Origin of the sequence: Burkholderia sp. 567 (assembly GCF_040545115.1) — a bacterium.
Taxonomy (GTDB): Bacteria; Pseudomonadota; Gammaproteobacteria; order Burkholderiales; family Burkholderiaceae; genus Burkholderia; species Burkholderia ambifaria.
On sequence record NZ_JBEPLG010000002.1, the window covers coordinates 380,678 to 405,583 of the forward strand.

The 24,906-nt window shown below is 63.6% G+C and carries 18 protein-coding genes, 1 tRNA gene and 1 pseudogene; 6 read left to right on the top strand and 14 right to left on the bottom strand.

The window, feature by feature from the left end; all coding sequences use genetic code 11:
* Window positions 1-96: 96 nt before the first annotated feature.
* Together ABIC50_RS07195 and ABIC50_RS07200 are read left to right on the top strand one after the other, a co-directional pair.
* On the top strand, window positions 97-762 hold the full coding sequence (locus ABIC50_RS07195; RefSeq protein WP_354162668.1) for a carboxymuconolactone decarboxylase family protein: 666 nt from the start codon (window positions 97-99) through the stop codon (window positions 760-762).
* A gap of 569 nt (window positions 763-1,331) precedes the next feature.
* A pseudogene (locus ABIC50_RS07200) lies at window positions 1,332-1,550 on the top strand (AAA family ATPase); the annotation flags it as partial.
* Between the two features lie 40 nt (window positions 1,551-1,590).
* Here the strand turns inward: ABIC50_RS07200 and ABIC50_RS07205 are convergent.
* The 7 genes from ABIC50_RS07205 to ABIC50_RS07235 all read right to left on the bottom strand — a co-directional run bounded on the left by ABIC50_RS07205 (window position 1,591) and on the right by ABIC50_RS07235 (window position 10,673).
* Window positions 1,591-3,597 carry an ATP-binding protein gene (locus tag ABIC50_RS07205; protein ID WP_354162671.1) on the bottom strand — a complete coding sequence of 669 codons (2,007 nt, stop codon included), beginning with the start codon at window positions 3,595-3,597 and terminating at the stop codon, window positions 1,591-1,593.
* A gap of 244 nt (window positions 3,598-3,841) precedes the next feature.
* Window positions 3,842-3,920 (bottom strand) — tRNA-Ile (locus tag ABIC50_RS07210).
* 138 nt (window positions 3,921-4,058) lie between these two features.
* Window positions 4,059-6,476, bottom strand: a complete 2,418-nt coding sequence (rpoD, locus tag ABIC50_RS07215) for an RNA polymerase sigma factor RpoD (protein ID WP_105831367.1) — start codon at window positions 6,474-6,476, stop codon at window positions 4,059-4,061.
* An 88-nt stretch (window positions 6,477-6,564) separates the two neighbouring features.
* Entirely contained in the window at window positions 6,565-8,439 is a 1,875-nt protein-coding gene (gene dnaG, locus ABIC50_RS07220; RefSeq protein WP_354162674.1) for a DNA primase, read from the bottom strand.
* Between the two features lie 64 nt (window positions 8,440-8,503).
* Window positions 8,504-8,950: a GatB/YqeY domain-containing protein gene (locus ABIC50_RS07225; RefSeq protein WP_006751744.1), complete on the bottom strand. Its 447-nt coding sequence runs from the start codon at window positions 8,948-8,950 to the stop codon at window positions 8,504-8,506.
* A 186-nt stretch (window positions 8,951-9,136) separates the two neighbouring features.
* Window positions 9,137-9,349, bottom strand: a complete 213-nt coding sequence (gene rpsU / locus ABIC50_RS07230; RefSeq protein ID WP_006751743.1) for a 30S ribosomal protein S21 — start codon at window positions 9,347-9,349, stop codon at window positions 9,137-9,139.
* 106 nt (window positions 9,350-9,455) lie between these two features.
* A complete protein-coding gene (locus ABIC50_RS07235) occupies window positions 9,456-10,673 on the bottom strand; it encodes a BaiN/RdsA family NAD(P)/FAD-dependent oxidoreductase (protein ID WP_175673821.1) in 1,218 nt (405 codons plus the stop codon).
* Between the two features lie 130 nt (window positions 10,674-10,803).
* Between ABIC50_RS07235 and tsaD the strand changes: the two genes are divergently transcribed.
* A complete protein-coding gene (gene tsaD / locus ABIC50_RS07240) occupies window positions 10,804-11,844 on the top strand; it encodes a tRNA (adenosine(37)-N6)-threonylcarbamoyltransferase complex transferase subunit TsaD (RefSeq protein ID WP_175655120.1) in 1,041 nt (346 codons plus the stop codon).
* A 100-nt stretch (window positions 11,845-11,944) separates the two neighbouring features.
* Here the strand turns inward: tsaD and folE2 are convergent, their stop codons facing one another.
* From folE2 to ABIC50_RS07260, 4 genes are all read right to left on the bottom strand, one after another.
* Entirely contained in the window at window positions 11,945-12,754 is an 810-nt protein-coding gene (gene folE2, locus ABIC50_RS07245; protein ID WP_126225052.1) for a GTP cyclohydrolase FolE2, read from the bottom strand.
* A gap of 154 nt (window positions 12,755-12,908) precedes the next feature.
* Complete coding sequence (gene dxs / locus ABIC50_RS07250; protein WP_175663150.1) at window positions 12,909-14,813, bottom strand: 1-deoxy-D-xylulose-5-phosphate synthase; 1,905 nt, start codon at window positions 14,811-14,813, stop codon at window positions 12,909-12,911.
* Window positions 14,814-14,894: 81 nt separating this feature from the next.
* The gene (locus ABIC50_RS07255) at window positions 14,895-15,779 is read right to left on the bottom strand and encodes a polyprenyl synthetase family protein (RefSeq protein ID WP_175659584.1); all 885 of its coding nucleotides are present in this window, start codon (window positions 15,777-15,779) and stop codon (window positions 14,895-14,897) included.
* Window positions 15,776-16,069, bottom strand: a complete 294-nt coding sequence (locus ABIC50_RS07260; RefSeq protein WP_006760428.1) for an exodeoxyribonuclease VII small subunit — start codon at window positions 16,067-16,069, stop codon at window positions 15,776-15,778. The genes ABIC50_RS07255 and ABIC50_RS07260 overlap by 4 nt, the downstream gene beginning before the upstream one ends.
* A gap of 270 nt (window positions 16,070-16,339) precedes the next feature.
* Here ABIC50_RS07260 and ABIC50_RS07265 point away from each other — a divergent pair, with 270 nt between their 5' ends.
* Together ABIC50_RS07265 and ABIC50_RS07270 are read left to right on the top strand one after the other, a co-directional pair.
* A complete protein-coding gene (locus ABIC50_RS07265; RefSeq protein WP_354162677.1) occupies window positions 16,340-17,446 on the top strand; it encodes an aromatic ring-hydroxylating oxygenase subunit alpha in 1,107 nt (368 codons plus the stop codon).
* Window positions 17,447-17,563: 117 nt separating this feature from the next.
* Window positions 17,564-18,433 carry a sulfurtransferase gene (locus tag ABIC50_RS07270; RefSeq protein WP_354162680.1) on the top strand — a complete coding sequence of 290 codons (870 nt, stop codon included), beginning with the start codon at window positions 17,564-17,566 and terminating at the stop codon, window positions 18,431-18,433.
* Between the two features lie 51 nt (window positions 18,434-18,484).
* Here the strand turns inward: ABIC50_RS07270 and ABIC50_RS07275 are convergent, their stop codons facing one another.
* The 3 genes from ABIC50_RS07275 to polA all read right to left on the bottom strand — a co-directional run bounded on the left by ABIC50_RS07275 (window position 18,485) and on the right by polA (window position 24,139).
* Entirely contained in the window at window positions 18,485-19,360 is an 876-nt protein-coding gene (locus ABIC50_RS07275; RefSeq protein ID WP_175655123.1) for a dienelactone hydrolase family protein, read from the bottom strand.
* 411 nt (window positions 19,361-19,771) lie between these two features.
* The gene (locus ABIC50_RS07280) at window positions 19,772-21,106 is read right to left on the bottom strand and encodes an NAD(P)/FAD-dependent oxidoreductase (protein ID WP_175663154.1); all 1,335 of its coding nucleotides are present in this window, start codon (window positions 21,104-21,106) and stop codon (window positions 19,772-19,774) included.
* Between the two features lie 279 nt (window positions 21,107-21,385).
* Complete coding sequence (gene polA / locus ABIC50_RS07285; RefSeq protein ID WP_212071490.1) at window positions 21,386-24,139, bottom strand: DNA polymerase I; 2,754 nt, start codon at window positions 24,137-24,139, stop codon at window positions 21,386-21,388.
* Window position 24,140: 1 nt separating this feature from the next.
* Between polA and ABIC50_RS07290 the strand changes: the two genes are divergently transcribed.
* On the top strand, window positions 24,141-24,899 hold the full coding sequence (locus tag ABIC50_RS07290; protein WP_011658288.1) for an LOG family protein: 759 nt from the start codon (window positions 24,141-24,143) through the stop codon (window positions 24,897-24,899).
* Window positions 24,900-24,906: the final 7 nt, after the last annotated feature.

Here is a 24,906-nt window from a genome sequence, read left to right on the forward strand (position 1 = left end):
ATCATTCGGCGCCATGGGGCCATTGCTTTGATTATGTCTTTGGGATTGCTGGTGGCAGGATGCCACGCAGCTCCCACTACTCAGGAGTCTCACCAAGTGACAAGCACATCGATCGCATCGGAAACACTGTCGACTCGCCAGCAGGCCATCGTCCCGATCGCGGCATTCGCCGCGAAAGGCGATCTTGCCAGACTGAATGGCGCGTTGAATCAAGGGCTGGACGCCGGCTTGACCGTCACCGACGCGCGGGAAGTCCTGGTGCAGCTCTACGCGTACGCCGGCTTCCCGCGCAGCCTCAACGCGCTTGGAGAGTTGATGAAGGTGCTTGAGACGCGCAGGCAGCGTGGTACCCAGGATGCACCGGGTCACGCGCCCAGTCGTCCGATCCCGACCGGGGACGCGCTACTTTCCGCAGGCACCGCCAATCAGACCAAGCTGGCGGGTGGCGCGGTCAAGGGGCCACTGTTCGACTTCGCGCCGGCGATTGACGAATACCTTAAGACTCACCTGTTCGGCGACATCTTCGAACGCGACAATCTCGATTGGCAGAGCCGCGAAATCGCAACCGTCGCAATGTTGGCTGCCATGCCCGGAGTGGGGCCGCAATTACAAGCGCACATGCGCATCAGCATGAATGTCGGCCTCACGGAAAGCCAACTGCGCCAACTCGGACAAGTCTTGGCTGACCGCGTGGACGCCGATAGCGCGATGCGTGCGCACGAGGCGCTTGAGAAGCAGGTTGCCGCTAAATCCGCACGCTAATGTGTGCGCCGATGGGGACGGCATGGATCCGCGGTATGGCGTCGCCGTTCGTCAGAATGTGATGGGTGGAGTGGCCGACTCATGCTTAACGGCACAACTTCCCTGGATAATCTGGAAGAGAATCTGGTGGGCCCCCCGGGAGTCGAACCCGGCACCAACGAATTATGAGCTTGCTGGTCGAATTTTAGCCCCTTGCAAATCAGGCACTTACGCTCGCCAAGTTGCTGTTTTTATTGAGATAACGCTTCTCGTGTAGCCTAGGTGTAGCCTTTGACCAGACAACAAAGAATCCACTGCTCTCAGCAAAGGGCCTCTGTCCATGGCCCTTCGCTTTATCGCGTTGCATCCTGCTGAGGCCCGCCAGCCATACTTGAGCCTTATTTTCGTCCCTCCGAAGAAGAACGAGTTTTTGCGAGTTCGTACACTGAAGTCCACTGCTCCAAGCCATTGTTTGCCAATCTGGCGTAGCCTAGCCGAACCTCCTCGTACCCATTCGATTTCGTTGTAAGCTGAGACTTAAGCGCCCTAATCTCCTGATGACGAAAACAGCCCCTACAGGAAGAGTTCTGATGACTATCACTCAGATCGACATTGCCAGTTTCGGCAGCTTCAGTGGCTTGAACTGGAAGAAAAGCCTGCGTGACAGTGGCAACACTGTCCAGGACTTCAAGCGCCTGAACATCCTTTACGGACGTAACTACTCTGGGAAGACTACTCTCTCTCGAATCTTCCGAGCGCTGGAGACGGGGCGCATCCCACTGAACTACGCGGGTTCAACCTTCACTGTTCACGGTGACAAAGGAGACGTGATCCAATTGACGTTCTGGTTCATTTCGCACCCGCCGTCTCGGCAAGCGACGGTTGTGCGACAGCGACAGGTTCAACGAACTTATTTAGCTCGTCCTGTTGCTCCAAAAGAAACGGTGCCTCCCTTACCTGTTCATAGAGCTTGAGCAATCGTTGTTCGGCTCTGCTCAGAATAATGCTGTAGAGCAAGGGCTGAATTTTGACCTTGTCATTGTCTTCGGTGCGGGTCCCACCTTCTCCACTTTCAATCTGATCACCAAGAACGAAGCCATCTACCCGTGTCTCAGGCTGAATGTAACCTTTCTTCTTCAGCTCCTTCACGTACTTCCAAATCTGTTCTTTTTCCTTCGAGCCTAGCGAAAGCTTGGTGGTCTTCAGATCAACGATTACAAGATGGCCAACGCCGACCTCTTCGTGATCTTCGTTGTAAGACGGAAGGGAATAGAAGCCTGTGCTGCCGTCGCCACGAATGACAAAGTCGGGACGGTTCAGCGAAGCCTTCTCCGCCTTGCCATCAAATAGCTCGCGGATGACCGTCGTCATCCCTTTGTTGGACGTGAAGTGAATTGATTCAAACTTGTCGCCAAACATCCAAAGACCCTTGGCAAACAGAGGTTGAAGCTCCTTGACCTCGTCAATGCCTGCCACCTGAATCTTGATCCGCAGTTCGTTGATGACCTTCAATCGCCCTTGGATCTCGTCGAGCACCACCTTCGCCATGCCAATGGTCCATTGGCTCAGCACTTCATGAAGGGCGTCCAAGTCGTTCGGATCTTGGTTGTGCAAGATCTCCAGCAAGCCATACTGCGATTTGCTCTTCTCCAGCTTCGCCAGAATGGAGGTTAGCTGAACGACTTCCTGCTCTCCAAAGTTCGGGCATGTATCCACAACCTCATTGACGAAGGTGGTGACTCGCTCTTTGCTCAGTAGCGGAAGAAGATTAACCGACTCACCAACACGCTCCAGAACCGCGATCCGCTTCCCCTCGCGTTCGGCATAACTCGTGTTGGAAATGATTTCCTTGATCTTGTCTTGAACGATTGGCCTAGTCTTCAGCCATGCCTCGTTATTGTCATGGAAGCCGGACCAATCCTCCTTGACTGCATTTTCCTTGTTCAGAAAATCAGCCTGCACAATGAAGGTAAAGCGCTTGGCCTTCTCGGTTCGGCCATCAAGAATGCGCTCCACATCTGTCCCGCGCCACTTGCAGTCACCCACTGCGCGATTCGTCACCCACCACGCGATCCCATGCTGTTTGGTGGTCTTGTCGGCCTTACGCGAATCAATGTGGTAGATCTTTACCGTGCCGTAGCGTGGCACATCAACGTCGACAATGGACAGGGATGACTTGCTGATATCGGCAAACGAAATCGGCGCCCCATTCAGGATGACCTTGAAGGACGGATTGGCGAGGAACCGCCCACCAAGAAGCTCTCTAGCCTGCTCCACGGAGAGGTTGATCTGACGGATTTCACCTTCACCTGTGATGGTCGTTCCATGCCCCTCCACGTCCTTCTCAACGAACTCCACGAGTTCAGTGATTAGCGGTTTATTGGGTGTCCTGCTGACTTTGTAGACGAACTTTTGGCCGTCTTTTATCGAGGTGATCTGATAGTTCTTGGTAAGGCAAAAGCTGGCAAATCGGCCCTTGCCATTCTTGCCGAAGACGAAGCGAGGAAGACCTTCTAAGCCTACTGGCGGCGCAGTTGTGGCACCCCCCTTCGCGATGCGGTCATAGGACATCGCACGCCAAATGTAATCGAACTCGGCCTTCGTCATGCCCTTGCCGTTGTCCGAGATGGAGAACTGCTTGTTGCTCTTCGGATCGGGCCAGCTTATTTTGACCTCAGTGGCATAGGCATCCCAGCAGTTGGCAACGAGCTCGACAATGGCCGTGCTGGGATTGGTGATAATTGCACCTGCCCAGCTTTCAAGAAAGCGATCTTCATAGAAGAGGTCTTCCTGCTGCACTCCTGCGTTGTTCGACGAATCAGACATCACCCCTCCAGAGATTTTATTTTTCGCCATCGTCTTCGTTCCAGTCTTCGAGCTAGGCCAGCCCTTTTCCTATCTTGATCTCAAATCCTCGCAGAGTAGGCTGATATCAACCGAATCCGTCCATGCCCTTAGGCCGATAGGTTTCGCCCGTGACAGAAGCGCGAGCATGTCGATATTCACAATCATAGCCTAGCTTTCTCATAGACCTGGCATTTGAAACTACCAGACATAACGGGCGTAAAAAAAGCTCCCGAAGGAGCTTTCTGAGGGTATTTGGTGGGCCCCCCGGGAGTCGAACCCGGCACCAACGAATTATGAGTTCGCTGCTCTAACCAAGCATGAGCTAGGGGCCCAGATGAGAAGCAAGGCGTGCTACCTGTCGCCCCGGCAACGAAGCCGGGCCGGCATTGTAACAACAAAGACGACAGAGGAGACAAACGCCACCGGCATCACGTGGATACCGGCGGCGTTCGCAAGTGAGACGCTGGAAATCAGTTCCCTTCGAGGAACGACTTCAGCTTGTCGGAACGGCTCGGGTGACGCAGCTTGCGCAGCGCCTTGGCCTCGATCTGACGGATCCGCTCACGCGTGACGTCGAACTGCTTGCCGACTTCCTCGAGCGTGTGATCGGTGCTCATCTCGATACCGAAGCGCATCCGCAGCACCTTCGCCTCACGCGGTGTCAGCGAATCGAGCACGTCCTTCACGACGTCGCGCATGCTTGCATGCAGCGCGGCATCCGCCGGCGCGACCGTGTTGTTGTCCTCGATGAAGTCGCCGAGATGGGAATCGTCGTCGTCACCGATCGGCGTTTCCATCGAGATCGGCTCCTTCGCGATCTTCATGATCTTGCGGATCTTGTCTTCCGGCATCTCCATCTTCTCGGCGAGCGTTGCCGGATCCGGCTCGAGACCGGTTTCCTGCAGGATCTGCCGCGAGATGCGGTTCATCTTGTTGATCGTCTCGATCATGTGAACCGGAATACGGATCGTGCGCGCCTGGTCCGCGATCGAACGCGTGATGGCCTGACGGATCCACCACGTCGCATAGGTCGAGAACTTGTAGCCACGACGGTATTCGAACTTGTCCACCGCCTTCATCAGGCCGATGTTGCCTTCCTGGATCAGGTCGAGGAACTGCAGGCCACGGTTCGTGTACTTCTTCGCGATCGAGATCACGAGACGCAGGTTCGCCTCGGTCATTTCACGCTTTGCCTGACGCGCCTTCAGTTCGCCGGCCGCCATCTGGCGGTTGGTTTCCTTCAGGTCCTTCAGCGGCAGCACGACACGCGCCTGCAGGTCGAGCAGGCGCTGCTGCTGTTCGCGGATCGCCGGGATGTTGCGCGCCAGGACCGCGCTGTACGAATGGCCTTCGGCCGTGATCTTCTCGGCCCAGTCGAGATCCGTCTCGCTGCCCGGGAAGCGCGCGATGAATTCCGAACGCGGCATGCCGCACTTGTCGACGACGATGTGCAGGATCTGACGTTCGACCTGACGCACTTCATCCACTTGCGCACGCAACGTGTCGCACAGACGCTCGACGGTACGCGCGGTGAAGCGGATCGTCATCAACTCGGTCTGGATCGTTTCCTGCGCCTTCAGGTAGGCCTTCGACTTGTAGCCTTCCTTCTCGAACGCGCGGCGCATCTTGTCGAACCACTCGCTGATCTGCGAGAACTTTTCGAGCGATGCACGCTTGAGGGCTTCGAGCTGGGCGGCGTTGGCCGACGCCTGTGCGGCACCGTCGTCCTCCTCCTCTTCCTCTTCTTCCTCTTCCTCTTCGGCTTCCTCGTCCTCGTTCTCGATCGCTTCGGCTTCCTTCGCGGAGAAACCGTCCGTATCGGCGGAGTCCGAAGCATTCGGATCGAGCAGGCCATCGACGAGTTCGTCGACGCGGATCTCTTCGTTCGCGACGCGCTCGGCCATCGCGAGGATGTCGGCGATCGTCGTCGGGCACGCGGAAATTGCCATCACCATGTGGCGCAGGCCGTCCTCGATCCGCTTCGCGATCTCGATTTCGCCTTCGCGCGTGAGCAGCTCGACCGTGCCCATCTCGCGCATGTACATCCGGACCGGATCGGTCGTGCGACCGAATTCCGAATCGACGGTCGACAGCGCGACTTCCGCTTCTTCCTCGACTTCATCGTCCGACGACGCGGCCGGCGCGTTGTCGTTCAGGAGCAGCGTTTCCGCGTCCGGTGCCTGCTCGTATACGGCCACGCCCATGTCGTTGAACGTACCGATGATGCCCTCGAGGGCTTCTGTCTCGGTGAAGTTGTCCGGCAGGTGGTCGTTGATTTCGGCATACGTGAGGAAGCCGCGCTCCTTGCCGAGCTTGATCAGCGCGCGCAGCTTCACGCGGCGCTCTTCGAGCTCCTCGGCCGTGCCGGGCGTGCTCGTCGCGAACGCTTCCTTCAGCAGCGCCTTTTCCTTGGCGCGACGATCGCGCACCTTGGATTTGCCCGGAGCAGCCGCGGGTGCGGGCTGCTCGTCGCTCTGATTTGCGTCGTCATCGACGGATACTTCGTTCAGCTTTTTGGTCATGGAGTTCGCCGTACCGGCTATATCGACTCGCGGCTGCTGGACGACAGCCGGTTGAACCGTGGGTGCATGAGTAGTACGTACTGCCGTTTCGTCCGCGGCGGCAGTCGTGTCCCTTGCGCTTTTCGCACTTGCCCGCTTCGCCGCCGGCTTGGCCGGCCCGGAGTCGGGTCTGGCGGCAGCCCGTGTTCTGGCTGCCGACGCCGGCGCAGCCTGAGCAGTGCCGGCCGCGGTTTTCTTTCCCGCAGGGGCTGACGTGGCCGAAGACGTTGTCCTGGTGGAAGAAGCAGACTTGGCCGCAGTGACCTTCGTGGTCGGCTCCGTCGAGCCCTTGCCCGTTGCTTTCTTTCCGCCTGTCGTCTTTGCCATCGCGATTCTCGCCTCTGCTTGGAAAACAAACCGCTGGAAACCTTATATTATAGCACGCTGGGGAGCCCTCTCCTGGCGCCCCGGCCGCCTACAGCCCGAGCCGACGCTTCATGTCGGTTCGCTGCTGGTTCAATTCCGTTAATTCGGCCAGTTCCTCGGGTGTGAAGGTGGATTGCCGCGCCAGCCGATCGAGCCGGTCGCAGCATGCGTCGTAACGCATCTTGAGCACCGCGGCCTGCAGCTCCTCGCCCGCGATCCGCTCCTGTTCGCGCTGCCGCTCGGGCACCGTCTCGTCCTCCGAATTCTGTAACAGCAAGTCGCGGACGTTTTCATCATAGTCCAGAATTTCGCGGAAGATTTCCTCGTAAGTCGCCCCGTTCGAGGAGGTGCGCAGCACGTCAGACAGCAGCCGGAACTCCGCGCCGTCGCCGAGTGCACGCGCATGCTCGACGACCTCGGCGAACAGCTCGCCGATGCGCGGCAGCGCGCGCAGGGTCGCAAGTTGCTCGTCGTCGAGCTGCGACGCGATCCGCGGATGCATCACGAGCGTACGCAACGCCCGCTTTTCGCTGTCCGTCACGCGTCGCCGCTCGCTGCGCGGGGGCGCGTGGCGCGCCGGCGCGGCAATGCGTGCATCGACATCCGACAGCGCCGCGACTTCCTCGAACGGGATATCGAGACGGTCGGCGAACATGTGCATGATCTGCGCGCGCAACGCGTTAGCAGGCAGCGCCTGCAGCAGCGGCTTCGCGTCGAACAGCGCCTTCGCGCGACCTTCGGGCTGATCGAGCGCCTTGCCGGCAATTGCTTCGTTCAACAGAAATTGCGACAGCGGCATCGCGCGTTCGACCTGCTCGGAGAACGCTTCCGCGCCGAATTCGCGTACGTAGCTGTCCGGATCATGTTCGGACGGCAGGAAAAGGAATCGGATCGTCCGGTTGTCCGCCGCATGCGGCAGGCACGCCTCGAGCGCGCGACGCGCCGCACGCCGGCCGGCCGAGTCGCCGTCGAAGCTGAAAATGACCGTATCGGTCTGGCGCAGCAACTTCTGCACGTGGATCGGCGTACACGCCGTGCCGAGCGTCGCGACCGCGTTCGGGAAGCCGAGCTGCGCGAGCGCGACGACGTCCATGTAGCCCTCGACGACCAGCACGTACTTGCGCTCGCGGATCGCGAGGCGCGCCTCGAACAACCCGTACAGCTCGCTGCCCTTGTTGAACAGCGGTGTTTCGGGCGAATTCAGGTACTTCGGCTCGCCGCTGCCGAGCACGCGACCGCCGAACCCGATCACCTGCCCCTTCACGTTGCGGATCGGGAACATGATCCGCTCGCGGAACCGGTCGTAGCGTCGCGCGACGCCTTGCGCGTCGGTTTTTTCGCTGACGATCACGAGCCCCGATTCGACGAGCGACTCGTCGCGATAGTCGGGGAACGCGGTTTCGAGGTTCTGCCAGCCGTCCGGCGCATAGCCGAGGCCGAAGCGCGCGGCGATCTCGCCGGTCAGACCCCGGTTCTTCAGGTACTGAATAGCGACGGTCGCGCCGCGCAATTGCTTGCGATAGTAGTCGCACGCAACGGACATCACGTCGGACAGCGCCGTCGCGACCGATTTCGACACGGGTGCCGGATAGTCGCCGCCGCCGCCGCCGCCACCGCCGCCGCGCATCGACGGCTCGTGCGGCACGGTCAGCCCGACCGATTGCGCGAGTTCCTGCACGGCTTCCGGGAACGTCAGCCCCGCGTGCTCCATCAGGAAGCCGATCGCCGTGCCGTGCGCGCCGCAGCCGAAGCAGTGATAGAACTGCTTGGTCGGGCTGACGGTAAACGACGGGCTCTTCTCGTTATGGAACGGGCACAGCCCCATGAAGTTGGCGCCGCCCTTCTTGAGCTGCACGTACCGGCCCACCACGTCGACGATATCGACGCGGTTCAGTAAATCCTGCAGGAACGAATGCGGAATCACCGTGGGATCGAGCGAAAAAAGGACAATACGATGCCCCGGCGCACGCCGCGCCAGGAAGCGGGTTTTACTTCGACAGCGCGGCCTTGACCTGCGCGGAGACAGCGGTCATGTCGGCACGGCCGGCGAGCTTGCCCTTCAGCACGCCCATCACCTTGCCCATGTCCTGCGGGCCGGCTGCGCCCGTCGCCGCGACCGCGGCCTGGACTTCGGCGGCCACTTCCGCGTCCGACAGTTGCGCGGGCATGTAGGCGCCCAGTACGGTCAGTTCGGCCTGCTCCTTCGCGACGAGGTCGTCGCGGCCGGCGGCCTGGAACTGGCTGATCGAGTCCTTGCGCTGCTTGATCATCTTGTCGATCACGGCGGTGATGCCCGCGTCGTCGAGGGTCACCTGATCGTCGATCTCGCGCTGCTTGATCGCGGCCAGCAGCAGGCGAACCGTCGCCAGACGCTCGCTTTCCTTCGCGCGCATCGCGGCCTTCATGTCTTCGCTGATCTGCTCTTTCAAACTCATCTTGCACCCGGGATGGAAACGTGACTTCGACGCCCGTGAATGGACGTCAACACAAAAACCCGCTTGGGACTATGTCTCAAGCGGGTTGCTCGAATCCGGCATCGGCGACTCGCAGCCCCCTGATCGACACCGATCGCACGGAGGTCGCCGGTGCGCCGCTCAGTGAACCGCGCGGCGCTCAATCGTTCAGTACAGCTTCTTCGGCAGCGTCTGGCTGCGAATCCGCTTGTAATGACGCTTCACTGCTGCAGCCTTCTTGCGCTTGCGCTCGGCGGTCGGTTTTTCGAAGAATTCCCGCGCACGAAGCTCGGTCAGCAGACCGTTCTTCTCGATCGTGCGCTTGAAGCGACGCATGGCGACTTCGAACGGCTCGTTTTCTTTAACGCGAATGATCGTCATGATCCGACACGAATAAAGGTTTGCAGGGAAGATTCACGAGTATAGCAGAGCGTCGCACAAAGGCCTAAGGGCCGGGTCCCATCAACGACGGGCCTGCGCGGCCCTCTCAGACGCCGCGCGCAAACTCCGCCGCCGCCTGCCCGGCCGCCGTGCCGGACGCCCACGCCCACTGGAAGTTGTAGCCGCCGAGCCAGCCCGTGACGTCCACCGCCTCGCCGATGAAGAACAGCCCCGGCACCCGCGCACTCATCATGGTGGCCGACGACAGTTCGCGCGTATCGACGCCGCCCTTCGTCACCTCGGCCTTCTTGTAGCCCTCGGTGCCGTTTGGCGTCAGCGTCCAGCCGGACAGCGCGTCGCCGATCTGGCGCAGCGTCTTGTCGGGCAGGTCCGCGAGCCGCGCGTCGGCCGCGACGCGATGTGTGTCGAGCCAGACGTGCGCGAGCCGCGACGGCACCCAGTCCGCGAGCAGCGAGCCGATCTGTCGCTTCGACGTGCGCTTCGCGTCGAGCAGGTCGGCCACCGCGTCGCGCTGCGGCAGCAGGTCGATGCGGATCGGGTCGCCGGACTGCCAGTAACTGGAGATCTGCAGGATGCCGGGGCCCGACAGGCCGCGATGGGTCAGCAGCAGATCCTCGACGAATTCGCCGCCGCGTTTCTTGTCGCCGGTCGACACGCGCACTTCGAGCGACACGCCGGACAGCGCCGCGAACGGCTCCCAGTCGTGCTGCGCGAACGTGAGCGGCACGAGCGCGGGCCGCGTATCGATGAGCTTGTGGCCGAACTGCTTCGCGACCCGGTAGCCGAAGTCGGTCGCGCCGATCTTCGGAATCGACAGGCCGCCCGTCGCGACGATCAGCGCGTGTGCGCGGATCGGCCCTGCCTGCTGCGTGTCGAGCGTGAAGCCGTCGGCCGCGTGGCGCACCGCGTCGACGACCACCGGGCGGCGCCAGGCGATGCCGCCCGCGTCGCATTCGTGCTTCAGCATGTCGATGATCGCGTCGCTGCCGTGGTCGCAGAACAGCTGCCCCTTGTGCTTTTCGTGCCAGGTGACGTGATGGCGCTTGAGCAGCCCGAGGAAGTCGCGCGGCGTGTAACGGGCGAGCGCCGAGCGCGCGAAATGCGGATTCGACGACAGGTAGTTGTCGGGGCCTGCGTAGAGATTCGTGAAGTTGCAGCGGCCGCCGCCCGAGATGCGGATTTTCTCGGCGAGCCGCGGCGCGTGGTCGATCAGCACCACGCGGCGGCCGAGTTGCCCGGCGACCGCGGCGCTCATCATCCCGGCGGCGCCCGCGCCGATCACGGCGATGTCATAAGTTTCCATGGCGCGGATTGTACCTGCCCGGCCTCCGGCCCGGGCCGCCCGCGGCGGCGACCGGCTCCCGCCTGCTATAATTTTCGGTTACGTCGACCTACCTGCGGCGCGCTCGACACGCGCGCCCCCGCCCTTACCCATGCTCGTCCTCGGCATCGAAAGCTCCTGCGATGAAACCGGCCTCGCGCTCTACGACACGCAGCGCGGCCTGCTCGCGCACGCGCTTCATTCGCAGATCGCGATGCACCGCGAATACGGTGGCGTCGTGCCGGAGCTCGCGTCGCGCGATCACATCCGCCGCGCGCTGCCGCTACTCGAGGAAGTGATGGCGCAAAGCGGCACGCACCGCGACGACATCGACGCGATCGCGTTCACGCAAGGCCCCGGCCTCGCCGGCGCGCTGCTGGTCGGCGCGAGCATCGCGAATGCGCTCGCGCTCGCCTGGAACAAGCCGACCGTCGGCATTCATCACCTCGAAGGCCATCTGCTGTCGCCGCTGCTCGTCGACGAGCCGCCGCCGTTCCCGTTCATCGCGCTGCTGGTGTCGGGCGGCCATACGCAACTGATGCGCGTGACCGACGTCGGCGTGTACGAGACGCTCGGCGAGACGCTCGACGACGCGGCCGGCGAAGCGTTCGACAAGACGGCGAAGCTGATCGGCCTCGGCTATCCGGGCGGCCCGGAAGTGTCGAAGCTCGCGGAAACGGGCACGCCGGGTGCGGTCGTGCTGCCGCGTCCGATGCTGCATTCGGGCGATCTCGACTTCAGCTTCAGCGGCCTGAAAACGGCCGTGCTCACGCAGATGAAGAAATTCCAGGCGGCGAAGCTGGAAGGCGAAGCGCTCGAGCGCGCGAAGGCCGACCTCGCGCGTGGCTTCGTCGACGCGGCCGTCGACGTGCTCGTCGCGAAGTCGCTCGCCGCGCTCAAGCAGACGAAACTCAAGCGGCTGGTGGTCGCGGGCGGCGTCGGCGCGAACCGCCAGTTGCGCGCGGCGCTGTCGGCCGCGGCGGCCAAGCGCGGCTTCGACGTGCACTATCCCGATCTCGCGCTCTGCACCGACAACGGCGCGATGATCGCGCTCGCCGGCGCATTGCGGCTCGGCCGCTGGCCCGAACAGGCGAACGCCGACTACGCGTTCACGGTGAAGCCGCGCTGGGATCTCGCGTCGCTCGCACGCTGATTCGCGCAACCCGATACCCTGCGCGCCGACACACGCCGGCAAATAAAATGGCCGCTCGATGAGCGGCCATTTTTCATTGCAGCGGCAAAACGACGCAGCGTTACGCGACGTGTCGCTTGTCGCGCTCGATCAGCGCATACGCGCTGTGATTGTGGATCGACTCGAAGTTCTCGGCTTCGAGCACGTACGCAACCACGCGCTCGTCCGCATCGAGACGCTGCGCGACGTCGCGCACCAGATCCTCGACGAACTTCGGGTTTTCGTACGCACGCTCCGTGACGAACTTCTCGTCCGGACGCTTCAGCAAGCCCCACAGCTCGCACGACGCCTCTTCTTCCGCGATGCGGATCAGCGCCTCGACCGGCAGGTCGGCCGCGAGCTCGGCGTCGATCGTCACGTGCGAGCGCTGGTTGTGCGCACCGTACTGCGAGATCTTCTTCGAGCACGGGCACAGGCTCGTCACCGGCACCAGCACCTTCAGGAACAGGCGCGTCTCGCCGTTGCGGCTTTCGCCCGCGAGCGTCACTTCGTAGTCGAGCAGGCTCTGCACGCCCGACACAGGCGCCGTCTTGTTCACGAAGTACGGGAACGTGACCTCGATGCGGCCGGCCTCGGCTTCCAGCCTGACGAGCATCGACGCGAGCATCGCGCGGAAGCGCTCGACCGTCAGCGGCTCGCGGCTGTCTTCGAGCAGCGCGACGAAGCGCGACATGTGCGTGCCCTTCTGGTCGGCAGGCAGATGCACGTCGAGGTTCCAGACGCCGACGGTCGGCTGCACGTCGCCACTTTCGGTGCGCACCGTCAACGGATGCCGGACCGCCTTCACGCCCACGCGCTGAATCGGAATCTGGCGGGTATCCACCGTGCTCTGCACGTCGGGCATCACGAAGGCGGGATTCATCTGGTTCATCTTGTTCAATCCTTGTTAGCCGCGCGTTCGACGACGCGCACGCCGCGTCACGCGGCAGCCGGAAAAGCAACATGGGCCCGCAGGCCCATGTTTTCCGCATCAATGTAGACCGGTTGCACCAGTCGCACCGACGCCGCCCGCAGGCGGCGCCAGCTTACGCGACGCGCTTCGCCTGATCGGCGACGTCGGCCGCCGGGCTCAGGAAGCGTTCGCGAATCGATTTCGCGATGCCCGCGCCGTCGAGGCCGCATTGCGCCAGCAGCTTAGCGGGGTCGCCGTGATCGATGAACTGGTCAGGGAGGCCCAATTGTATTACGGGTCGGATAACCCCACTCTCCATCAGGGCTTCGACGCAGGCCGAGCCCGCACCGCCCATCACGCAGCCTTCCTCGACCGTGACGAGGTAGTCGTGCGTCTCGGCGAGTTCACGCACGAGCGCTGCATCGACCGGCTTCACGAAGCGCATGTTCGCGACCGTGGCGTCGAGCTCGTCGCCCGCCGCGAGCGACGGCGCGACCATCGTGCCGAACGCGAGAATCGCGACGCGCTTGCCTTCCGGCTGCGACGTACGGCGACGCACTTCGCCCTTGCCGAGCGGGATCTCGGTGAATTCCTTCACCGTCGCCACGCCCGTGCCCGCGCCACGCGGATAACGCACCGCGGTCGGGTTCGGCTGCTGAAGCGCCGTGTGCAGCATCTGGCGGCACTCGTTCTCGTCGGACGCGGCCATGATCGTCATGTTCGGGATGCAGCGCATGAACGCGAGATCGTACGCGCCCGCGTGCGTCGCACCGTCGGCGCCGACGAGGCCCGCGCGGTCGATCGCGAACACGACCGGCAGGTTCTGCAGCGCGACGTCGTGGATCAGCTGGTCGTACGCACGCTGCAGGAACGTCGAGTAGATCGCGACGACGGGCTTCAGCCCTTCGGTCGCGAGGCCGCCCGCGAACGTCACCGCGTGCTGCTCGGCGATACCGACGTCGTAGTAGCGATCCTTGAAGCGCTTCTCGAACTCGACCATGCCCGAGCCTTCGCGCATTGCGGGCGTGATGCCGACGACGCGCGAATCGCGCTCGGCTTCATCGCACAGCCATTCGCCGAACACCTGCGTGTACGTCTTCTTCGCAGGCGTGGGCGACGGCTTGATGCCTTCGGCCGGGTTGAACTTGCCGGGGCCGTGATAGAGCACCGGATCCGCTTCGGCGAGCTTGTAGCCCTGGCCTTTCTTCGTCACTACGTGCAGGAATTGCGGGCCGCGCAGCTCGCGAATGTTCTGCAGCGTCGGGATCAGCGAATCGAGATCGTGACCGTCGATCGGGCCGATGTAGTTGAAGCCGAATTCTTCGAACAGCGTCGCCGGCACGACCATGCCCTTCGCGTGCTCCTCGAGCTTGCGCGCGAGTTCGAGCACCGGCGGCGCCACGCTCAGCACGCGCTCGACGCCGGCACGCGCGGCCGCGTAGAAGCGGCCGGACATCAGGCGCGCCAGATGGCGGTTCAGCGCGCCCACCGGCGGCGAAATCGACATGTCGTTGTCGTTGAGGATCACGAGCAGTTTCGCATCCTCCGACACGCCCGCGTTGTTCATCGCCTCGAACGCCATGCCGGCCGTCATCGCGCCGTCGCCGATCACCGCGATCGAGAAGCGGTCGTCGCCGTTCAGCTGGCTGCCGATCGCCATCCCGAGCGCCGCCGAAATCGACGTGCTCGAATGCGCGGTGCCGAACGTGTCGTATTCGGACTCGCTGCGGCGCGGGAAACCCGAGATGCCGTCGTACTGGCGCAGCGAATGCATCTGGTCGCGGCGACCCGTCAGGATCTTGTGCGGGTAGGTCTGGTGGCCCACGTCCCAGACGATCCGGTCGTTCGGCGTGTTGAACACGTAGTGCAACGCGATCGTCAGCTCGACCGTCCCGAGGTTGGACGACAAATGGCCGCCCGTCTTCGACACGCTGTCGAGCACGAACGCGCGCAGTTCATCCGCGAGCGGTTGGAGTTGGCGACGATCGAGGCGGCGCAGATCCGCCGGGTCGTCGATGGTTTTCAGCAAGTCGTACATCGTCGTTCCATTGTAGGAAATCAAACGCGCCCGCATTCTATTGCACGCACCGTAAGCGTGTGCGCAGCGGCGGGCTTCGCGTCAGCTGACCCGGTTCACCACCAGGTCGGCAAGTTCGGCGAGACGCTGTGCGCGTGCGCCGAACGGTTTCAGCGCATCGTGTGCTTCCGCGCGCAGCTGGGCTGCGAGCTCGCGCGATGCGTCGAGGCCGAGGATCGATACGTAGGTCGGCTTGTCGTTTGCCGCATCCTTGCCGGCCGTCTTGCCGAGCGTCGCCGAATCGGTCGTGACGTCGAGAATGTCGTCGACGACCTGGAAGGCCAGGCCCACGGCCGCCGCGTAGACGTCGAGCGCGGCCAGCGTTTCCGCCGACGGCGTCTCGCCGGCCAGCGCGCCCATCCGCACGGCCGCGCGCAGCAGCGCACCCGTCTTCATCCGGTGCATCTTCTCGAGCTGCTCGCGCGTCAGCTTCAGGCCGACGCTCGCCAGGTCGATCGCCTGCCCGCCGGCCATGCCGATCGAGCCGCTCGCCAGCGCCAGCTCGCGCACGAGCGCGGCCTGCTGCACCGGCGACAGCGCATCGACGTCGGTCAGCGCGACGAATGCCTGCGACTGCAGCGCGTCGCCGACCAGCAACGCCGTCGGCTCATCGTACTGCACGTGCACGGTCGGCTTGCCGCGACGCAGCGCGTCGTCGTCCATGCACGGCATGTCGTCGTGCACGAGCGAATAGACGTGGATCATCTCCAGCGCCGCCGCCGCCGCATTGCGCGCCGCTTCCGTCGCACCGGTCAGTTCGCCTGCTGCATGGCACAGCAGCGGGCGAACGCGCTTGCCGCCGCCGAGGACCGCGTAGCGCATCGCTTCGTGGAGTTGCGTGGGCACCACGTTTTCGGCCGGCAAATAGTGGCCGAGTGCGTCCTCGACACGGTCAAGCACGGACCGCATCCATTGTTCGAATGTCATAGATCGTCGTCTTCGCCGTCCGTGGCGGCCGTTCCGGACGAAAGCGGCTTCAGCGTCGCGCCGTCCAGCACGCGAACCTGTTGCTCCACTTTCTCGAGCTGCTGTTGGCAAAACGCAACGAGGTTCGCGCCGCGGCGGTACGCGGCGAGCGAATCCTCGAGGCTCAACGCGCCGCCTTCCATCCGGGCAACCAGCGTCTCGAGTTCCGCGAGCGCCATTTCGTAATTGTCCGGCAACGGTTCGGTGCCATTGTCGGGCGGCGTGGCGCCTGGGGATGCGGTTTTCGCCATGGACGAGGGTGTCAAATTTCAAAACAAGTCGGACATTCTACGGCAAAAGAGAATTCTCCGATCTGCCGACTTGGCGGGCCCGGCACAATTCCGGCCCCATCTTCGACGCACAGTGTGCGCCTTCCGAGTGTCTCCCGACAAAAAATTGACACAAATCAGGCACTTAATCCTAGCCTTGCGGGGCGAACCGGGTATAATTGCCCGTTTCCCTAAATCGATTTTTCGATGGTTGGGTTGTTCACTGCTTTCACGCTAACACCGGGAGTGGGAATGTCCAATCTGAGCGACGCGCTTCAGTTGAAGTCGGCTCACAGCCAGCTTCCAGTCACTGCATATTTCGATGAGGCGCTACTCGAGCGCGAGATCGAAACCCTCTTCAAGAAAGGACCTCGTTACGTCGGGCACGAGTTGATGGTGCCCGAGACGGGGGATTATTTCGCGCTGCCGTCCGAGCAGGAAGGCCGCGTGCTGGTCCGCAACCAGACGAACCAGATCGAACTGCTGTCGAACGTGTGCCGCCACCGGCAGGCGATCATGCTCAACGGGCGTGGCCATGCGCAGAACATCGTGTGCCCGCTGCACCGCTGGACGTACGATCTGGAAGGCCAACTGCTCGGCGCCCCGCACTTCCCCGACAAACCGTGCCTGAATCTCGGCAAGAGCCCGCTGCAGAACTGGCAGGGGCTGCTGTTCGAGGCCGAAGGCCGCAACGTCGCGCGCGATCTCGAGAACCTCGGCACGAAGCATCACTTCGACTTCTCCGAATACCAGTTCGATCACGTCGAAGTGCACGAGTGCGATTACAACTGGAAGACGTTCATCGAGGTCTACCTCGAGGATTACCACGTCGCTCCGTTCCATCCGGGCCTCGGCAGTTTCGTGTCGTGCGACGATCTCAAGTGGGAGTTCGGCGACTGGTACAGCGTGCAGACGGTCGGCGTGCACAACGCGCTCGCTAAACCGGGCAGCGCGACCTACCAGAAGTGGCACGAGCAGGTGCTCAAGTTCCGCAACGGCGTGCCGCCGGAATTCGGCGCGATCTGGATGGTCTATTACCCGGGCCTGATGATCGAGTGGTATCCGCACGTGCTCGTCGTGTCGTGGCTGATTCCGCGCGGCCCGCAGAAGACGACCAACATCGTCGAGTTCTACTACCCCGAGGAAATCGCGCTGTTCGAGCGCGAGTTCGTCGAGGCCGAGCGCGCCGCCTACATGGAGACGGCCGTCGAGGACGACGAAATCGCGATGCGGATGGACGCCGGCCGCCGTGCACTGATGGCACGCGGCGAATCGCAGGTCGGCCCGTACCAGAGCCCGATGGAAGACGGCATGCAGCACTTCCACGAGTTCCTGCGCCGCCACCTCGGCGATCTCTGAGCGCGCGCGGCGCGTTCAGCGCCGCATCGCATTCGGCATATGAAAAGACGGGTTTCGGCCCGTCTTTTTTTGTTTAGACTTGGAGTATCAGGCCAGTTCGCACTCCAGGGAGCCGTCATGCCACACACCCACTACACCACGCTCATCTCCGCAGCCAATCTCGCCGAACGTCTGGCCGCGGCGCCGGGCAGCGTCGCCGTATTCGACTGCCGCTTCGATCTCGCCGATCCGGCCGCGGGCGAAGCCGCCTATGCGGCCGGGCACATCCCCGGTGCGCAATATCTTCATCTCGACCGCGACCTGTCCGGCCGCAAGAGCGGCACCAACGGCCGCCATCCGCTGCCGACACGCGACGCATTCGCGACGCTGATGGCCAGCCGCGGCGTCAAGCAGGGCCAGCAGGTGGTCGCGTATGACGCACACGGCGGCGCCTATGCGGCGCGCCTGTGGTGGCTGCTGCGCTGGCTCGGGCACGACTCGATCGCGGTGCTCGACGGCGGCCTGCAGGCATGGGAAGCGGCTGGTCAGCCATTGACCACCGACGTGCCGCACCCGCCCGCCGGCGACTTCCGGGCGGCAGCGCCGCTCGAATCGACGGTCGACGCGGCAGCCGTGCTCGCGAACGTGACGTCGGCCCAGCGCGTCGTGATCGATGCGCGCGCGCCCGATCGCTATCGCGGAGAAAACGAAACGATCGATCGTGTCGGCGGCCACATTCCCGGCGCACGCAACCGGTTCTTCAAGGACAACCTGAACGCCGACGGCCGCTTCAAGACCGGCCACGAACTGCGCGAGACGTTCACCACGCTGCTGGCCGGCACCGAACCGAACAGCGTGATCCTGCAATGCGGGTCCGGCGTAACCGCATGCCACAACGCGCTCGCGCTCGAAGTCGCGGGGCTGCATGGCGCATCGCTGTATCCGGGCTCGTGGAGCGAATGGAGCGCCGATCCGTCGCGGCCGATCGCGACCGGCCCGACGCCGTAACACACCGGCACTGCGCAAGACGACGCGGCGGCATTTGCCGCCGCTTGTCGTTTACATCACGCCGTACTTGTGGAACCACTCGATCGCGCGCTTCCAGCCGTCCTCGGCATCGCCCTTCACGTAACTCGGCCGGTAATCGGCGAAGAATGCGTGACCGGCATCCGGATACACGACGATCTCGGATTGGCGCGCGAGCTTCGAGTCGCTGGTCTGGATCGCCTTGCGCATGTCGGCCAGCGACGCCTGCGTGATGTTCGTGTCCTTCTCGCCGTACAACCCGAGCACCGGCACCTTCAGCAACGCCGCATGATCGACCGGATTGAACGGCGTCATCTCATCGGTCTTGCCCTCGACGAACCCATACCACGCCACGGCCGCACGCACGTGCGGATTGTGCTCCGCATACAGCCACGCCTGGCGACCGCCCCAGCAGAAGCCCGTCACACCGAGACGCGACAGGTCGCCGCCGTTCTTGCCGGCCCACGCGACGGTCGCATCGAGATCCTCGGTGACCTGGCGGTCCGGCACCTTGCTGACGATGTGCTCGACGAGCGCCTGGATCGTCGGGTACTTCGACGCATTGCCCTGGCGCGCGAAAAGATCCGGCGCGATCGCGAGATAGCCGAGTTTCGCGAAGCGACGGCAGACGTCGGCGATATGCTCGTGCACGGCGAAGATCTCGTGGATCACGATGACGACCGGCAGGTTCGTCTTGTCGACCGGCTGCGCGCGATACGCGGGGATGCTCGCGTCGCCCGAGCGGATCTCGATGGTGTCGACGTCCAGCCCGGCGCTGTCGGTCGTGATGGTCTGCGCCGACACGGGCAGCACGGCCGCCGCGAAGGTGCCGCCCAGCGCGGCCTGCATGAACTTGCGGCGCGAGAACGGAACGTGGGGAACCAGGCTGTCGACTTCGGGTTTCAACATGAATGCACTCCTCGATTGGGGCGCCGCCGTCACGGCCACGGATCCGGATCCGGCCTGACGGGGCATCGCGCCGGCGGACGGCGCGGATGTCGCGGCGGTTGGCACACCGCCGCAAGCGGAAACCCGCACAAGATGCCCAATAATCCGTTGTCGCGTCAACTGTCAGATGTGTAAGACTCGATTACGACGGTGCGATCCCGTCATATCGATCGCAGTGTCGATGGCCGCCCACCGAGCTTCCCCGCCCTTATGCGGCATGCGCGCCACGAGCGTCAGTCGCGCGATCGAATGCTTTCGGATTGAAACGAAAAGACGTGCCGCGCATGGGCAGTCATTCTGCGCCCGAAAAAGACAACGGGCAGGAAACGCGCTCGATGCGCATTCCCTGCCCGCCCGGTGCACGAACCGCGGTCAGTGCAGCTTGACGCGCGGCAGCGTCGTGCGGCGCAGCCAGTGCGCGACCGTATCGAGCATCATGCGCGGGTAGCCGTGCAGCGCCGCGATATGCAGCCGGTACAGCGACATGTACATGAACCGCGCGAACAGCCCTTCGATCAGCATGTTGCCGCCGATCAACCCGCCCATCAGGTTGCCGACCGCACTGAAGTGACCGAGCGACACGAGCGAACCGAAATCGCGATACGTGAACTCGGGCAGCGGACGCCCGTCGAGCCGGCATCCGATCGCCTTCAGCAGGAAGCTCGCCTGCTGATGCGCGGCCTGCGCGCGCGGCGGCACGTTGCGTTCGTTGCCGGGCCATGCGCATGCCGCGCAGTCGCCGAGCGCGAAGACGTTGTCGTCGGTGAAGGTCTGCAGCGTGCGGCGCACGTCGAGCTGGCCGAGCTTGTTGACCTGCAGGCCATCGAGATTCGACAGCACGGACGGCGCCTTGATGCCGGCCGCCCAGACCGTGAGATCCGCACGCACCGCCTTGCCGCTCGCGGTGTGCACGACGCCGGGCGCGACTTCCGTCACGCGCTCGGACAGCATCAGTCGCACGCCGAGCTTTTCGAGCAGTTCGGCCGTCGCGGTCGACACGCGCTCCTGCAGCGCCGGCAGAATTCGCGGCCCCGATTCGATCAGCACGATGCCGACGTCGTGTCGCGGGTCGAGCTTGTGCAGCCCGTACACCGACAGCACCTGCGCGGTATTGCGCAGCTCGGCGGACAACTCGACGCCCGTCGCGCCGCCGCCGACGATCACGACCTGGATGCGCGGCTCGGCCGCAGCGCCCGGCGCGGGCTGCGCCGGCGCCTGGTGCTCGGCGCGCATGCATGCGGCGATCAAGCGTTTGCGGAAGCGCTCGGCCTCACCGACCGTATCGAGCGCGATCGCGTTCTGGGCCGCGCCCTGTACGCCGAAGAAGTGCGTCGTGCTGCCGATCGCGATCACCAGCGTGTCGTATTCCAGATCGCGCGCGGGCAGCAGTTCCTCGCCGTCGCTGTCGTTGACGGGCGACAGCGTGATGCGCTTCGCCGTGCGGTCGAGCGCGGTCAGTTCGCCCTGCTGAAACTCGAAGCCATGCCAGCGCGCCTGCGCCGCGTATTCGAGTTCCTGCGTGAACGGGTCCATGCTGCCGGCCGCGACTTCGTGCAGCAACGGCTTCCAGATGTGGGTCGGATTGCGGTCGACGAGCGTGACGAGCGCACGCGCGGGACGATTGGCGCGCGCGCCGTAACGGTCGCCGAGCCGCGTCGCCAGTTCCAGGCCGCCCGCGCCTCCGCCTACGATGATGATCCGATGCATCTGATTCCCCCTTTGCGATTCGAAACTGCTGCCGCCGGACGATGCACACGCATCCATTCGCGCCGCCCGTTGGATTAACCGGTTCGGACATCATCGATGTGCAGTTCGAAACACTTCGATGCGTCCGATTCCGGAACGCGGGGCGCGCCGCCCCCGCGACAATGATCTGACTCACTTGCATTGTCCGGGAGCTTGCGCGTTGACCACAAGCAAACCATCTCGATATTCAGCATCCCTGCAACAATATGCCGCGGGAAGCGGGAATCGCACGGGGGTGCGTCAGTGTGCCTCTTCCCAGTTCGCGCCGGCGCCCACTTCGGCGACCAGCGGCACCTTCAGCTTCGCCACCCCGCACATCATTTCCGGCAGTTTCTCGCGCACGAGCGACAGTTCGTCGTCGGGCACCTCGAGCACCAGTTCATCGTGCACCTGCATGATCATCCGCGACGCGAGCCGGTCGCGCGTGAGCCAGTCGTCCACCGCGATCATCGACAGCTTGATCAGGTCGGCCGCCGTGCCCTGCATCGGTGCATTGATGGCCGCGCGCTCGGCAGCCTGACGGCGCGGGCCGTTGCCGCCGTTGATCTCCGGCAGCCACAGGCGACGGCCGAAAACGGTTTCGACGTAGCCCTTGTCCTTCGCCGCCGTGCGCGTGTCTTCCATGTACTGCGCCACGCCCGGGTAGCGCGTGAAGTAGCGGTCGATGTAGAGCTTCGCCGCATCGCGCGTGATGCCGAGGTTCGACGCGAGGCCGAACGCGCTCATCCCGTAGATGAGCCCGAAGTTGATCACCTTCGCGATCCGGCGCTGGTCGGAATTGACCTCCAGCGGCGTCACGCCGAACACTTCGGCTGCAGTTGCGCGGTGGATGTCCTCGCCTTGCGCGAACGCGCGCAACAGCGACGCGTCGCCGGAGATGTGCGCCATGATCCGCAGTTCGATCTGCGAATAGTCGGCCGACACGATCCGGTGGCCGGGCGATGCAATGAACGCTTCGCGGATCCGCCGGCCTTCGGCCGTGCGCACCGGAATGTTCTGAAGATTGGGATCGTTCGATGCGAGCCGGCCCGTGACCGCGACGGCCTGCGCATAGTTCGTGTGCACGCGGCCCGTTGCCGGATTCACCATGCGCGGCAGCTTGTCGGTGTAGGTCGACTTCAGCTTCGACAGCCCGCGATGCTCGAGCAGCAGCTTCGGCAGCGGATAATCCTCGGCCAGCTTCTGCAACACTTCTTCGTCGGTCGACGGTGCGCCGCTCGGCGTTTTCTTCACGACCGGCAACTGCAGCTTCTCGAAGAAGATCTGCCCGATCTGCTTCGGCGAGCCGAGATTGAACTCGCCGCCGGCCAGTTCGTACGCCTGCCCTTCGAGCTCGATGAGGCGCGTCGCGATCTCGGTGCTTTGCGCCTGCAGAAGTGCGTCGTCGATCAGCACGCCGGTGCGCTCCATCTTGCGCAGCACGAGCGATACCGGCATCTCGATGTCGCGATACACGCGCTCGAGGCCCGCTTCACGTGCGACCTGCGGATACAGCGCCTGGTGAAGCTGCAGCGTGATGTCCGCATCTTCGGCCGCGTAGGCGGCGGCCTGCTCGAGCGCCACTTCGTCGAAACCGATCTGCTTCGCGCCCTTGCCGGCCACGTCCTCGTACTTGATCGTCTTGACGCCCAGATGACGCAGCGCGAGGCTGTCCATGTCGTGCGTGCGGTGCGATTCGAGCACGTACGATTCGAGCAGCGTGTCGTGCTCGATGCCGTTCAGCGCGATGCCGTAGTTCGCGAGCACCTGCGCGTCGTACTTCAGGTGCTGCCCGACCTTCTTGCGATCGGCCGATTCGAGCCACGGCTTCAGGCGCGCGAGCACGTCGTCGATCGGCAGTTGCTCGGGCATGTCGGGGCCGCGATGCGCGACCGGAAGATACGCGGCCTTGCCGGGCTCGATCGAGAACGACAGGCCGACGAGGCGGGCGGTCATCGGGTCGAGCGCGGTGGTTTCGGTGTCGAACGCGGTGAGTGCGGCCGCATCGATCTTCGCGAACCACGCGTCGAATTGCGCCCAGGTCTGGATCGTGTCGTATTCGCGGACGATGTCCGCCGCGATCACCGGCGCAGGGTCGCCCTCCGGCGCATCGGCGCCGCCGCCTTCGGCGGGCGCGCTCTCGACTTCGCGCAGCCACGTCTTGAAGCCGTAGCGCGCGAAGATGTCGCGCAGCAGGTCGCGTGCTTCGCCGTCCGTCTTCAGCGACGCCTCGATCGATTCGAGATGCGGCGCGAGATCGCAGGCCGTCTCGACGGTCACGAGCGTGCGGCCGAGCGGCAGGAAGTCGAGCGCGCGGCGCAGGTTGTCGCCGACCACGCCCTTGATCTCGCCCGCGTGTTCGATCACGCCGTCGAGGCTGTCGTATTGCGACAGCCACTTCACGGCCGTCTTCGGCCCGCACTTCTCGACGCCCGGCACGTTGTCGACGGTGTCGCCGATCAGCGCGAGGTAGTCGATGATCCGCTCGGGCGGCACGCCGAACTTCGCGATCACGCCGTCGCGGTCGAGCGTCTCGTTGGTCATCGTGTTGACGAGCGTGACGCGATCGGACACGAGCTGCGCGAGGTCCTTGTCGCCGGTCGACACGATCACGTTCATCCCGTGCCGCTCGGCTTCGCGCGCGAGCGTGCCGATCACGTCGTCGGCCTCGACGCCGTCGACCATCAGCAGCGGCCAGCCGAGCGCGCGCACGGCGCCGTGGATCGGCTCGACCTGCAATGCGAGGTCGGGCGGCATCGACGGACGGTTTGCCTTATAGTCGGCATAAAGGTCGTCGCGGAACGTCTTGCCCTTTGCATCGAACACGCAAGCGCTATACTCTGCACTGACTTCCTTGCGCATACGGCGCAGCATGTTGATGATTCCGTAGAGCGCTCCGGTCGGCTCCCCGCCAGGGCCACGCAGATCAGGCATCGCATGGTAAGCCCGATACAGATAGCTCGAACCGTCAACCAATAGCAGGGTCTTACCTTCCAGATTTCGTTCTTCAGGCATTATGAACAAGAGAAAAGTGATTCCGAGTCTGCGTTCGCTCGCAGATCAAGAACGCGCGACGGCCAAGAAGGCGCGCGCATCGTGGCAGATGTTCACGATTATGGCAGAGTTTATCGAGGCGACCGAGTACCTGTCGGAGATCCGCCCGGCTGTCAGCATCTACGGTTCTGCCCGTCTCAAACCCGACACGCCGCACTACAAGCTCGCGGTGCAGATCGCGCGCAAGCTGTCCGACGCCGGCTTCGCGGTCATCTCCGGCGGCGGCCCCGGCATCATGGAAGCGGCGAACAAAGGCGCGCACGCCGGCAAGGCGCCGTCGGTCGGCCTGAACATCGAGCTGCCGCACGAGCAGGCGGGCAACCACTTCCAAGATATCTCGCTGCGCTTCCGTCATTTCTTCACGCGCAAGGTCACGTTCGTGAAGAACTCCGACGCGGTGATCGTGATGCCGGGCGGCTTCGGCACGCTCGACGAACTGTCCGAAGTGCTCACGCTGATCCAGACGAAGAAGTCGCGCCTCGTGCCGATCATTCTCGTCGGCAGCGCGTTCTGGCAGGGGCTGCTGCAATGGTTCCGCGACCAGCTGATTCCGATGGGCCTCATCAATCCGGAAGACATGAATCTGATGCAGGTGATCGACGATCCCGACCAGGTGCTCGACGCCGTGCTCGCGTTCTACGAGGACAGCGGCGAGGAAGAAGGCTCGGACGGCGACGGCCAGCCGCCGCGGCCTGAAGAAGACCGCATGTTCTATCTGTAATTCGATC